Origin of the sequence: Paenibacillus sp. FSL R7-0210, from assembly GCF_038009085.1 — a bacterium.
Taxonomy (GTDB): domain Bacteria; phylum Bacillota; class Bacilli; order Paenibacillales; family Paenibacillaceae; genus Paenibacillus_AQ; species Paenibacillus_AQ silagei.
In genome coordinates this window covers 3,077,469-3,090,657 of the sequence record NZ_JBBPAR010000001.1, presented here as the reverse complement: position 1 = coordinate 3,090,657, position 13,189 = coordinate 3,077,469, and the positions used below count along the sequence as shown (strand labels likewise).

The window sequence follows — 13,189 nt, the reverse complement described above, 5'->3', positions numbered from 1 at the left end:
CAACAATTGGAGTGTACTATGTCAAAAGGATTGCTGATTATACTGTCCGGCCCTTCCGGTGTCGGCAAAGGTACGGTATGCACAGCGCTGCGGCCGAAGATGCCTGAACTCGTCTATTCCGTTTCTGCCACCACACGCTCTCCGCGTGCAGGTGAAGAGAATGGAGTCAATTATTTTTTCAAATCCAGAGAGCAGTTCGCCGATATGATTGAAGGCGACAAGCTGCTGGAATATGCGGAGTACGTAGGCAATTATTACGGTACTCCGCGTGACTTTGTAGAGAGAACACTTGAGAGCGGAAGAGATATTATTCTGGAGATCGAGGTTCAGGGAGCTCTCAAGGTCAAAGAGAAATTTCCCGAAGGGATCTTTGTATTCCTTCTTCCCCCGTCCATGGACGAGTTGAAGGACCGTATTCGCGGACGCGGAACAGAGCATCCTGATGTAATCAGCCACCGCATGTCTGTGGCTGAAGACGAGATCGGTTTGATCCGGCATTATGATTATGCCGTGGTGAATGATGAGATTGATCTGGCCTGCAAGCGAATAGAAAGCATTATTATCGCCGAACATTGTAAGGTGCGATGAACAAGTTCTACAGGATTGGTCCATATTTACAGTAAAAGATGAAGAGGTGCCTTACATGCTATATCCATCCATTGACGAACTGGTGACTAAGGTCGACAGCAAGTATTCCCTGGTAGTCGCTTCAGCCCGCCGGGCCAGAGCACTCCGTGAAGGCGGCAAGACCGATATCGTTGCGCCTAAATCGCATAAGTATGTCGGTGTTGCACTTGAAGAAATCTATGAAGACCGCATTATAGTAACGCGCGGCGAGGAATAGTCCACTGAAATGGTGCCGTCCCTTGAATAAGGGCGGCGCAGCCGTTTCTGCCCGCTTAAGCTGCACAATGAAGTGATAATGGCCCGTACCGGGCTGTTCCTGACAACCGGAAGGTTGTTATTTTTTTCTCTATATATAAAGAAAATTTGAAGCGCAGGCTTCTTTTAGCGTAAATATGACATAACGAAGCCGTAAATATGAAGATTTTCATTTCTTCTTTTCATAGCTGGATATAGAATGGGTGCAGATTGAGGAACGGAGGGAGATCAGATTGAAGAGCTTACAAGGGAAGTCGATTATACTCGGAATTACAGGCGGAATTGCTGCGTATAAGGCCGCGGCGCTGACCAGCAAGCTTACCCAGAAGGGCGCCGAGGTGCATGTCATTATGACAGCATCGGCCAAGCAGTTCATTACGGAGCTGACGCTCCAGTCATTGTCGAAGCAGCGGGTGTACAGCGATACGTTCCAGGAGCGGGACCCGTCTTCTATTTCACATATTGATCTGGCTGACGCTGCCGACCTGGTCCTGATTGCGCCGGCTACGGCCAACATTATCGCCAAAATGGCCCACGGGCTGGCAGACGACATGCTGTCCACCACGCTGCTTGCTACAACAGCGCCTATTATGGTAGCTCCGGCGATGAATGTCCATATGTATCAGCATCCGGCGGTCCTCAGCAATATGGATACCCTCTATAACCGAGGTGTTCAGTTTATTGAGCCCGGTGAAGGGCTGCTGGCCTGCGGGTATGTGGGCAAGGGACGGCTGGAGGAGCCGGAGGAGATTGTGAAGGTGGTTGAGAACTTTTTTGTACTGCAGAAGGAGAAGACCTCCGGACCGCTTGCCGGTAAAAAAGTGGTAATTACCGCAGGAGGCACGGTAGAACGTATTGATCCCGTCCGTTATATCTCCAATGATTCCTCGGGTAAAATGGGCTTCGCCCTCGCGCGCGCCGCGCGCGCCATGGGTGCTGCGGTGACGCTGATTGCCGCGCGTACCGATGAGGCGCCGCCCCGTGATGCCGGTATCGATCTGATCCGCGTCCAGTCAGCACAGGAGATGCACGATGCAGTCATGGCCCGCTGGAGTCATTGCGATATTCTTGTGAAAGCAGCGGCGGTTGCGGATTACCGTCCACGCGAGAGCAGTGACTCGAAGATTAAGAAGAGCGGCAGCACCATGACGCTTGAGCTGGTGAAGACGACTGATATTCTGGAGAGCCTGGGCAGAATCAAAGACAAGCAGTTCCTGATCGGCTTTGCCGCCGAGACCGGAAATGCCGAGGTCTATGCCAAGGACAAGCTGGTCCGCAAGAACCTCGATCTGATTGTAGCCAATGATGTGGCCATGGAGGGTGCGGGATTCGGCACGGATACCAACATCGTCAAAGTGTATGATGCCGAAGGCCTGGTGCTTGATCTTCCGCTGGCTTCCAAGGATGAGGTGGCGCGCCGGATTCTGCGGCTGGCGGCTGAGCGTGTTGCCGGAGCCTTATTATAATGGATATTGCCAAGGTCATTGTCGATGTTCCTGTACGCAGCACCGACCGGCCGTTTGACTATATTATCCCGGATGCTCTGAAGCTGTGGATTGAAGTGGGCAGCAGAGTCGCTGTTCCGTTCGGCCCCCGTACGGTCCAGGGGTTCGTAGTGTCCCTGGAATCAGGGGAGACCGGCAGTGTCTCCCGGATGAAGCCGATTGTAGAAGTACTGGATCTGCTTCCTCCTCTATCGCCGGAGCTGGTTGAGCTGGCCGACTGGATGAGCCAAAGATACGCCTGCAGACGGATCTCCGCACTGCAGGCGATGCTTCCGACTGCCCTGAAGGGCAAAGCGGAGCGTTTGATCTCGCTTGGAGATACAGAGGAAGCCTCCAGCGCCCCCGCAGATGAGCTGTTTCCGCTCTTTCTTGAGGCGGACAACGAAGAACAGCAGATCATTGACTTCGTTAGGCGTCACAGCGAAGTATCCATGAAGCTGCTGACCCGTACCTTCCCCGAGGCTGCGGAGACGATTAAGTTCATGGTGCGGCGCGGAGTCCTGGCAGAGAGCCAGTCGATCAAGGATAAGATGGGCAAAAAGAAGCTCAAGGCCGTTGACCTGGCTATTGGCTTGTCAGCAGCCCGGGAGTCGCTCTCCAGCTTCCCCGCGCGTTCAGCGCGCCAGAAGGAAGTGCTCTCCTACCTGATTGATATGGAAGCCATGCTGCCGATGCCGCTCAAGGATATTCTGGCGATCCTTCAGGTCACTGCGGGCACGCTCAAGACGCTTGCGGACAAAGGCTATATAGAGATCAGCGAAATCGAAGTCTACCGTGACCCCTACCGGGGACGGGACTTCAAGCCAAGCACACCGCTTCCGCTGACAGCGGAGCAGGAGAGGGTCTATGAGCGGATTGTGGGTACTGTGGAGCAGCAGACGCATGAAGTCTTCCTGCTGCACGGGGTGACCGGCAGCGGGAAGACGGAAATCTATCTCCAGACGATCCAGCGCTGTATCGAGCAGGGTCGGCAGGCAGTGGTGCTGGTGCCTGAGATTGCGCTGACACCGCAGATGGTGGAACGGTTCAAGGGCCGGTTCGGCAGCGGGGTGGCGGTGATGCACAGCCGCCTGTCTGTCGGCGAACGTTATGACGAGTGGCGCAAGATCCGCGAAGGTAAGGCGATGGTTGCGGTCGGAGCACGCTCAGCCGTATTCGCCCCGTTCGCCAATCTGGGCCTGATTATCATGGATGAAGAGCATGAAGGCTCTTATAAGCAGGAGGAGAATCCGAAATATCATGCCCGTGATGTGGCTGTCCGCAGGGCAGAGCAGGGCGGGGCCGTGGTAATTCTGGGCTCTGCAACACCTTCACTGGAGAGCTATCATGCCGCCAGATCGCAGAGTGATATCCACTTCTCGCCGATTCTGCTGGAGATGCCGAGCCGCGCACTGGGCAACGAGCTGCCGAAGGTGGCTGTCGTTGACATGCGTGAGGAGCTGAAGGAAGGTAACCGCTCCATGTTCAGCCGCAGTCTGCATGCCGCTCTGGTGAGCAGGCTGGAGCGCGGCGAACAGACAGTGCTGCTGCTCAACCGCAGAGGCTTCTCGACCTTCGTCATGTGCCGGAGCTGCGGCTACGTTGCCGGCTGCCCGGAATGCGATATCTCGCTGACCTATCACAGCCGAAGCGACAATCTGCGCTGCCATTACTGCGGGCATGCAGAACCTGCACCCAAGGTATGCCCGGAATGCGGCAGTGAGCATATCCGCTTCTTCGGGACAGGGACGCAACGGGTAGAAGAAGAGCTGGGCAAGCTGTTCCCCGGTATCCGGGTTATACGTATGGATGTGGACACGACCACGGAGAAAGGCTCGCATGAGAAGCTCCTGAACCAGTTCAGGGACAAGAAGGCCGATGTGCTGCTGGGCACACAGATGGTCGCCAAAGGACTTGACTTCCCCGATGTAACGCTGGTTGGGGTCATTACTGCGGATTCTGCACTCAATCTGCCTGATTTCCGGGCGGCGGAGAAGACCTTTCAGCTCTTGACGCAGGTTGCCGGCCGCGCGGGCCGGCATCAGCTCCCCGGCGAGGTGGTGGTCCAGTCGTATACACCGGAGCATTATTCGATAATCCATGCCAGCGGGCATGATTACCGTTCATTCGTCCGGGATGAGCTGAAGCACCGCAAAGAGCTGCATTACCCGCCCTATTGCCGTCTGATTCTGGTCACCCTGTCGCATGAGCAGCTTCCGCTGCTGCTGAAGCTTGCGGAGAACTATGCGCTCAGCATTCAGGGCAAAGCCAGACAGCTGCGCTGGTACGGAAGTCTGGACAAGCTCTCCTCGGATGCGCTGGATCTGCTGGGACCGGTGGCCTCGCCGCTGCCCCGGTTGAAGGGGCGTTACCGGTTCCAGTGTATTATCAAATGGCGCGGTGCGATTGACGCCATTGCGCTGGCCCGCCAGGTGGCGGAGGAGCTGGAGGATTCTGTCCGCGATAAGGGGCTGCAGATCAGCATCGATGTCGATCCGCAGATGTTGATGTAATTCTCGGGCGTGTTACAATGGTAAGGCGGTTTTGCCCTGCCGTTTCGGCGAGAAATAGAAGGATAATGTATAGCGTGAAAAATATACATTCTTATATTTGAACAAGGATGGTGTTAGTGTAAATGGCAATCAGGCTGATTGTGAAAGAACCGGATGAAGTATTGCACAAAAAAGCGAAGACGGTAACCACCGTTACCCCCAATGTACAAAAACTGCTCGATGATATGGCAGATACGATGTATGACGCGGAAGGCGTAGGTCTCGCAGCCCCGCAGGTAGGAATTCTGAAACGGCTGATTGTAATCGATGCCGATGAGGAGCATGGATTGATCAAGCTGATTAATCCCGAGATTCTCAGTATGGACGGGGAGCAGTTCGGACCCGAAGGCTGCCTGAGTATTCCCGGCCTGAACGGGGATGTCCGCCGTGCGGAGACAGTAACTGTACGCGGCCTGAACCGCGAGGGCGAGGAAGTGACCATTACCGGAAGCGGCCTGCTGGCCCGGGCTTTTCAGCATGAGATCGACCACCTGAATGGCGTGCTGTTCACAGACATTGCTGAGAAGGTCTATGAATACACAGCAGAACGCAGTGAAACTGAGGAGTGAATGAAATGAGAATAGTGTTCATGGGAACACCGGCCTTTGCAGTCCCCTCCCTGCGGATGCTGCTGGAAGAGGGTTATGAGGTAGTGGCTGTGGTGACTCAGCCGGACCGGCCGCAAGGCCGCAAGAAGACACTGGCCCCATCCCCGGTGAAGGCGGCTGCCCTGGAGCTGGGACTGCCTGTTCTTCAGCCCGAACGGCTGCGCCGCCCTGAATCGGTGGCTGAGCTGGCTGCCTATGAGCCGGATCTGATTGTTACCGCCGCTTATGGACAGATTCTTCCGAAGAGCGTTCTGGAGCTGCCGGCGAACGGATGCGTGAATGTTCATGGCTCGCTGCTGCCCAAGTACCGGGGCGGTGCTCCGATACAGCGCTGTATCATGAATGGCGAGAAGGTGACCGGTGTGACACTGATGTATATGGCGGAAGGATTGGACACCGGAGATATGATCTCGCGGGCGGAGGTAGCGATAGAGGATGACGATACTTCAGGCACGCTGTTCGAGAAGCTAAGCGTGGCCGGACGGGAGCTCCTCAAGGCAGAGATGCCGCGACTGGCAGCCGGCCGTGTAGAGGCTGCCGTGCAGGATGACAGTGAAGCAACCTATGCGCCGAATCTAAACCGGGAAGATGAACGGATCGACTGGAGTCGGAGCTCGCTGGAGCTATACAACCAGATTCGCGGCCTGGTGCCGTTCTCGGGTGCGTTCACCCTGTGGAACGGCGAGACCTTCAAGGCATGGGCAGCGGTGAAGCCGCAGGCGGAGGAACAGCCGGGCGGTAGCGCGGCTCCGGGCACCGTGCTGTCCGTGAGCGAACGCGGCGTTGAGGTGAAGACCGGTGACGGGACGCTTCGGCTTACAAGTGTCCAGCCTGCCGGCAAAAAAGCCATGAGCGCAGCCGACTTCAGCCGTGGTGCAACCCTCGCACCCGGCACGGTGCTCGGTTGAGCGCGGGCGGTAAGGGAGGCGGCGGACAACGTCTGCATACTTCCGGCAATCAGCCTGCGGCCTCCGGCACAAAGCCTGCCTCGGGCAGAACCGGCGGAGCGGGCCGGAATCGGCCGGGCGGCAAGCCTGCTGCGCCAGCTTCTGCGCGTGAGGTTGCTCTTGATATTCTGGTGCGCGTAGAGCAACAGGGTGCTTACAGCAACCTGCTGCTGGGAAGCAGCCTCCAGAAAGCGGAACTCAGCCGGGAGGATACGGGACTTGCTACAGAGCTGGTGTACGGAACCCTCTCACGGATGATTACCCTCGATTATGTCCTCAGCAGCTTCGTCAGCAAAGGGATGGCCAAGCTGCAGCCCTGGGTACGGAGCCTGCTGCGGCTAAGCCTGTACCAGATCATGTATCTGGACCGTGTGCCTTCGCATGCAGCTGTTAACGAGGCTGTGAATATCTCCAAGAGACGCGGCCATCAGGGCATCTCGGGAATGGTCAATGGCGTGCTGCGCAGTGTGCTGCGGGCCGGAGATCTGCCGGTCTTGCCTGAGGGGCTGAGCCGGGAAGAGCGGATCTCCATCCTGCACTCCCATCCCCTGTGGATGGTGCAGCGCTGGTCGGCGGAATACGGCCCGGATACGGCAGAAGCCATGTGTGCGGCGAATAATGAGCCGCCCGCAGTCAGTGTCCGTGTCAATACAACAATGATTAGCCGGGAGGCCATGCTGGCAGAACTGCTTGAAGCCGGTCTGGATGCCGCAGAATCGAAGGTGAGTCCTGCCGGGCTGGTTATCAGAGGCGGCGGCAATCTGGCGCTGACCTCCTGGTACCGGGACGGTTATCTGTCCGTTCAGGATGAGAGCTCGATGCTGGTAGCCGAGGTTGTCGCTCCCGAAGCCGGAATGAAGGTGCTGGACTGCTGCGCAGCCCCCGGCGGCAAAAGTGCCCACATGGGCGAGCTGATGAAGGACGAAGGCTCCATATTGGCTAATGACCTGCATGAGCATAAAGCGGGGCTGATTGCCGAGCAGGCAGCACGCCTCGGCCTGGAATGCATTACCACTGCAAGCGGGGATGCCCTGAAACTGGGTGCAGCCCTCCAGCCGGAATCCTATGACCGGATTCTGCTGGACGCTCCTTGCTCGGGGCTTGGGGTCATCCGCCGCAAGCCTGACTTGAAATGGCGCAAGCAGCCGGAGGATATTGCAAGTGTAGCTGCGTTGCAGCTTGAGCTGCTGCAATCGGTCTCCGGGCTGCTGAAGCCGGGAGGCGTGCTGGTCTACAGCACTTGCACTACCGAGCAGGCGGAGAACAGCCGGGTTGTCGCTGCTTTCCTGGAGCGCAATCCCGGCTTCGCGCAGGTCAGCTTCAAGTCAGCCGTCTGGGAGCGGCTGGAGGGAACCGCGCTTGCTGCCGGTGACGGCATGCAGCTGCTCTCGCATCATTATGGCAGCGACGGCTTCTATATTGCCCGGCTGGAGCGACTCTTGTAATATAGTGATTGTGCTTCAGAACTACAGCTTCCCGCCCGCAGATTCCTTCGCGCGGCGGGCTTTTCTTTTACCGGTTCTGAGTTTTGTGTTAAAATAGGAAGAATGAGAAACAATACGCATATAATTTATGAAAGCACAGGTGCAAAAAAACAATGAAACCTTTAATATATGATTTTTCTTTAGAAGAGTTGCAGCAATGGGCCAAGGACAATGGAGAGCCGGCTTTTCGCGGCGGGCAGATCTTTGACTGGCTGTATGTGAAGCGGGTCAATGACTTCGAATCCATGAGCAACCTCTCCAAGGCACTCAGAGCCAAGCTGGTTGATCAGTTCAGTATTTCGGCACTCACCGAGATTACGAAGCTGGAGTCCAAGGACGGCACCGTGAAATTCCTGTTCGGTCTGCATGATGATCATGCGATTGAGACAGTTATTATGAAGCATAATTACGGCAACAGCGTGTGTGTGACCACCCAGGTAGGCTGCCGGATCGGCTGTACCTTCTGTGCATCTACCCTTGGCGGTCTCAAGCGGGATCTGACTGCAGGGGAGATCGTTGCCCAGGTTGTCCGTTCCCAGCAGATTCTTGATGCGCGCGGCGAACGTGTAAGCAGCATTGTCATTATGGGTACAGGCGAACCCTTCGAGAACTATGATGCAACCATGAGATTCCTGCGTCTGATGATCCATGAGAAGGGCCTGAATATTGGCCAGCGCCATATCACCGTATCCACCAGCGGAATTGTGCCGAACATCTACAAATTCGCGGATGAAGATACACAGATTAATCTGGCGATCTCGATTCACGCTCCTAACGATACGCTCCGTTCCAAGCTGATGCCGGTGAACCGCCGTTATCCGTTCGACGATGTAATCGAGTCCCTGCGCTACTATCAGGCTAAGACAGGCCGCCGGATCAGCTTCGAGTATGCCTTGATCGGCGGCGTGAATGATCAGAAGGAGCATGCAGAGGAGCTGGCGGGTGTGCTCAAGACCATGCTCTGCCATGTGAATCTGATTCCGGTCAATCATGTGCCTGAGCGCAAGTATGTCCGGACTTCCCGCAATGATATCTTTGAATTTCAGCGTATACTGGCCGATCATGGCGTGAATGTTACCATCCGCCGTGAGCAAGGCCATGATATTGCGGCCGCATGCGGACAGCTGCGCGCCAAACATATGGAGTTGGGGTGAGGATATTTGATCAGAACAGTTCAAGCCAGCGACATTGGCCGGGTACGTACCGTCAATGAGGATTCAGTCTGGATCGGCGCTACGCGCCACGGTTATACCCTCGGCATTATTGCCGACGGGATGGGGGGGCATCTGGCTGGCGATACCGCGAGCAGGCTTGCACTTGAGACGGTCAGGGGTATTCTGGACCAGCTGGAGCCTGATCTCCCGGAGGCAGAGCTGAAGGAAGCGCTGACTACCGCCATCATGGAAGCCAATAACACAGTTCACAGAGAAGCTCAGAGCGATGAGAAGCTCCATAATATGGGGACCACCATCGTTGCTGCACTGCTGAAAGGGTCGGCAGGCTATATCGGCCATATCGGAGACAGCAGGGCTTATCTGATCCGGGACGGTGAAGCCAGGCAGCTAACCGAGGACCATACGCTGGTGAATGAGCTGTTCAGGAACGGCCAGATCAGTCTGGAGGAGCTGGATAATCATCCGCGCCGCAATGTGCTTACCAGGGCGCTGGGGACGGATACAGTGGTATCCGCGGATCTGGCATATGTTACGCTTGCAATTGGTGAGCTCCTGCTGCTGTGCAGTGATGGACTCAGCAATTATGTCAGTCTGGAGCATCTAGGCAAGGTAGCCGGAATTAATGAAATATCTCTGGAAGAAAGAGCAGAGCGATTACTTCAACTGGCATTGCTTGCGGGCGGCAGCGATAATATAAGCGTTGCTATGCTGGAACACCAAGGAGAGGCCGCAGTGCCCGAGACAAAGGAGTGGGAAAGATGATCGGTCACGAATTGGGCGGCCGTTACCAAGTCATCGAACGGATCGGCGGAGGAGGCATGGCGCTTGTCTATAGAGCCCATGATATTCTGCTTAACCGGAATGTTGCTATCAAAGTACTGCGCAATCAATTTGTGCATGATGAGGAATTCATCCGCCGGTTCCGGCGGGAGGCGCAATCAGCTGCATCATTATCTCATCCCAACGTAGTCAGCATATACGATGTCGGCCAGGAAGATGAAGTCCATTATATCGTTATGGAATATATTGAAGGCAAGAACCTGAATGAGATTATCAAAGAGCGGGCACCGATGCAGGTGGATGAATCCGTGCGGATTGCCTCGCAGATTTGTGATGCGCTGGATCATGCGCATATGAACCAGATTATTCACCGCGATATTAAGCCTCATAATATTCTGATTGGACGTAACGGGCGGGTTAAGGTTACCGACTTCGGGATCGCCCGGGCGGTTACGTCCACTACGATTACCCAGACGGGGTCTGTGGTCGGTTCCGTGCATTATTTCTCGCCGGAGCATGCCAAGGGCGTAACTACAGGCGAGAAGTCGGACCTCTACTCCCTGGGCATCGTACTGTATCAGATGCTTACGGGTGTATTGCCTTTCTTAGGGGAGAGTCCGATCAGCGTGGCGCTGAAGCATCTGCAGGAGGAATTCGAGGAGCCGCGACTGCTGAATCCGCTGATTCCGCAAAGCGTGGAGAATGTAATCCTGAAGTCGATGCGCAAGAACCCGGAGGAGCGCTACCAGTCGGCCAAGCAAATGCTGCAGGATCTGGAGACCTGTCTGCTGCCTGAACGGCGCAGCGAAGCCAAGATGCTGTTCCAGGACGATGATGATGAGGACAGAACACGCATCATTCCGGCGATCAAGCCGCTGCAGCGCGGGCTTAGCAGCCGTGGCGGCGGAGAGGAGCGAATCCGCAGTATGGAGGAAGCTCCGCCGCCTGCTGCTGTGAAGCGCAAGAGCCGTGCAGCGCTGTGGATCAGCCTTACGCTGGTCGTGTTAATCGCCATGACCGGAATTGTATGGTATGTCAATTCCAAGCTGTCGGTCGATGAAGTCTCGGTGCCTGCGGTGACGGGGAAGACCTTCCAGGAGGCCAAGGCTGAGCTTGAGGCTGTCGGGCTGTTTGCCGAGGAGCCTGCGCTGGTTGAGTATAATCCTAATTTCGAAGAGAATATTGTCTGGAAGCAGAACAAGACCAATACGATGGTCAAAGAAGGAACTCATATTATTCTGACGGTAAGTTCCGCCAAGGTTCTTCCCAAGCTTAAGGATGTCTCTAGCCTGAGTTATGACGATGCCGTCAAGGAGTTGATTGCCCTTGGTATTGCCCAGGATAGAATTGCAACACCAGATGAACGCTATAGTGAAGAGTTTGCCAAAGGTAAGGTCATTAGCTCTGAGCCTGCTGCAGGCTCAGAGTATGATCCTGAGACGGTAACTATCAAACTGATCGTGAGCAAAGGTAAAGAAAGTACCCAAATGCCGGATCTCATCGGGAAGACGGAGAAGGAAGCCAAGGCTGCGCTGCAGAGTGTAGGTCTAGTGCTGGACGCGGTCAAGGAAGAGCCAAGCTTCATCCACGAGAAGGGCAAGGTAACGAAGCAATGGGCCTATGAGCCGGGGGATCTGGTTCCTCCAGGTGAGAAGATCACGATCTATATCAGCACAGGATATCCTCCGGAAGCTCTGGAATTTACGTTCAATGTGCCGGTAGCACCGGCTGCGGAAGGCAAGAAGAGCAAGATCCGTATTGTGTTTGCCGATGCGCGCAACGGAGGCGAGAACCAGGAGTGGGGCACGCGCACGATTGGCAAAAGCCAGACCCTATCCGTGAACATGCTGCTTGCCCCTAATAAAGACGGCATGGTATCTGTATACCGGGACGGAGAGTTCCTGGAGACTTATCCGATCACTTATGTCGATGTCAAGAATAACACGGTGCAGCAGCCTGAACCGCCTCCGGTGGAGACACAGACGCCTGCACCGACAGTTGCTCCTACCGAGCCTGTTCAGCCTACTGAGACTCCGGCTCCCGAGCCGACAGCAGAGCCGGCGATTATTCCACCGGACACAGGAGAAGGAGAGGTGACGGGCGAGACGGACCAGACGGGTTATGTTCCGGGTAACGGACAGAATAACAATGAGCTGGCTTCCGCCCTCAGCAAGGGCAACAGTAAGGGAAAAGCTAACGGTAAGGGCTCTGACACCAAGCCAGGCAAAGATAAAGGCAATAAATAATAGAACAGAGATAAGCTTCAGCCGGGCTGCCGGGAATACGGGCAGGGCTGAAGCAGCGAAATGACCCGGGGTTCTACACACTTGGGTCATTTGCGTAAATATCAGGAGAGGAAGGCTCAGCATGTATGCCTGAAGGAATCATAATCAAAGCGTTAAGCGGATATTACTATGTTAAGCCGCTCAAGGATGAACAGATTGTAACTGAGGAAGAGGCGGTACAGTGCCGGGGGCGCGGCATTCTGAAGAAGAAAGGAATTGCGCCGCTGGTCGGTGACCGGGTAATCTATGTGCTGACCGAGAACGGGGAGGGCATGGTAGATGAGCTGCTTCCCCGTGAATCGGAGCTGATCCGCCCGCAGGTGGCTAACGTGAAGCTCGCGGTGCTGCTGTTCTCCGTGCGGGAGCCGGATATGAATCTTAATCTGCTGGACAAGTTCCTGGTTCATATCGAGCATTCCGGCCTGGAGACGCTGATTGTGCTCACGAAGCAGGATCTGGCCGATGATGAAGGGCAGGCTACGGAAGCTGTCAAAGCTCTATATGAGCAGATTGGTTACGAGGTCATGGTCACAAGCTCGCTGAACGGATCAGGTGCGGATGAGCTGCGTCAGCGTCTGGCCGGTATCATCAGCGTCTTCTCGGGACAGTCGGGCGTAGGGAAGTCCACACTGCTCAACCGCCTTGTACCGGGCCTGGCGCTGGAGACAGGAGAGATCAGCCTCCGTCTCGGGCGCGGACGGCACACCACACGCCATGTAGAGCTGATGGATATAGGTAATGGAGGATTTGTGGCCGACACTCCGGGCTTCAGCCAGCTGGACTTCCTGGAGCTGGGAGTGGATGAGCTGTCCGTGTGCTTCCGGGAGTTCGCCTCTTATGCGGAGAACTGCAAATTCCGCGGCTGCAGCCATCTGCACGAACCGGGCTGCAAGGTGATAGAAGCCTGGAAGTCCGGGGATATTGCAGATAGCCGTTACGAGCATTACAAGCTGTTCTTTAATGAAATGAAAGATAAAAAGCGGAGGTACTAA

General features: G+C 55.6%; 11 protein-coding genes. All 11 read left to right on the top strand.

Features of this window, described 5'->3' with window-relative positions:
- The first annotated feature begins 18 nt into the window (after nt 1-18).
- The 11 genes from gmk (at nt 19) to rsgA (ending at nt 13,189) form a co-directional block, all read left to right on the top strand.
- Nucleotides 19-588: a guanylate kinase gene (gene gmk, locus MKY64_RS13485; RefSeq protein ID WP_036694520.1), complete on the top strand. Its 570-nt coding sequence runs from the start codon at nt 19-21 to the stop codon at nt 586-588.
- 55 nt (nt 589-643) lie between these two features.
- On the top strand, nt 644-844 hold the full coding sequence (gene rpoZ / locus MKY64_RS13480) for a DNA-directed RNA polymerase subunit omega (protein WP_036694519.1): 201 nt from the start codon (nt 644-646) through the stop codon (nt 842-844).
- 271 nt (nt 845-1,115) lie between these two features.
- Nucleotides 1,116-2,348 carry a bifunctional phosphopantothenoylcysteine decarboxylase/phosphopantothenate--cysteine ligase CoaBC gene (gene coaBC, locus MKY64_RS13475; RefSeq protein WP_340953471.1) on the top strand — a complete coding sequence of 411 codons (1,233 nt, stop codon included), beginning with the start codon at nt 1,116-1,118 and terminating at the stop codon, nt 2,346-2,348.
- Nucleotides 2,348-4,879: a primosomal protein N' gene (priA, locus tag MKY64_RS13470; RefSeq protein ID WP_036729405.1), complete on the top strand. Its 2,532-nt coding sequence runs from the start codon at nt 2,348-2,350 to the stop codon at nt 4,877-4,879. Before coaBC ends, priA begins: the two co-directional genes overlap by 1 nt.
- A 122-nt stretch (nt 4,880-5,001) precedes the next feature.
- On the top strand, nt 5,002-5,487 hold the full coding sequence (gene def / locus MKY64_RS13465; RefSeq protein ID WP_036694508.1) for a peptide deformylase: 486 nt from the start codon (nt 5,002-5,004) through the stop codon (nt 5,485-5,487).
- A gap of 5 nt (nt 5,488-5,492) precedes the next feature.
- A complete protein-coding gene (gene fmt / locus MKY64_RS13460) occupies nt 5,493-6,434 on the top strand; it encodes a methionyl-tRNA formyltransferase (protein ID WP_340953469.1) in 942 nt (313 codons plus the stop codon).
- The gene (rsmB, locus tag MKY64_RS13455) at nt 6,431-7,918 is read left to right on the top strand and encodes a 16S rRNA (cytosine(967)-C(5))-methyltransferase RsmB (RefSeq protein WP_340953467.1); all 1,488 of its coding nucleotides are present in this window, start codon (nt 6,431-6,433) and stop codon (nt 7,916-7,918) included. The genes fmt and rsmB overlap by 4 nt, the downstream gene beginning before the upstream one ends.
- Nucleotides 7,919-8,070: 152 nt before the next feature.
- The gene (rlmN, locus tag MKY64_RS13450; RefSeq protein ID WP_036729399.1) at nt 8,071-9,111 is read left to right on the top strand and encodes a 23S rRNA (adenine(2503)-C(2))-methyltransferase RlmN; all 1,041 of its coding nucleotides are present in this window, start codon (nt 8,071-8,073) and stop codon (nt 9,109-9,111) included.
- 6 nt (nt 9,112-9,117) lie between these two features.
- Nucleotides 9,118-9,894, top strand: coding sequence for a Stp1/IreP family PP2C-type Ser/Thr phosphatase (locus tag MKY64_RS13445; protein ID WP_036729396.1), 777 nt, complete (start codon nt 9,118-9,120; stop codon nt 9,892-9,894).
- Nucleotides 9,891-12,158, top strand: a complete 2,268-nt coding sequence (gene pknB, locus MKY64_RS13440) for a Stk1 family PASTA domain-containing Ser/Thr kinase (RefSeq protein WP_340953465.1) — start codon at nt 9,891-9,893, stop codon at nt 12,156-12,158. Before MKY64_RS13445 ends, pknB begins: the two co-directional genes overlap by 4 nt.
- A 125-nt stretch (nt 12,159-12,283) precedes the next feature.
- A complete protein-coding gene (rsgA, locus tag MKY64_RS13435) occupies nt 12,284-13,189 on the top strand; it encodes a ribosome small subunit-dependent GTPase A (RefSeq protein ID WP_036729391.1) in 906 nt (301 codons plus the stop codon).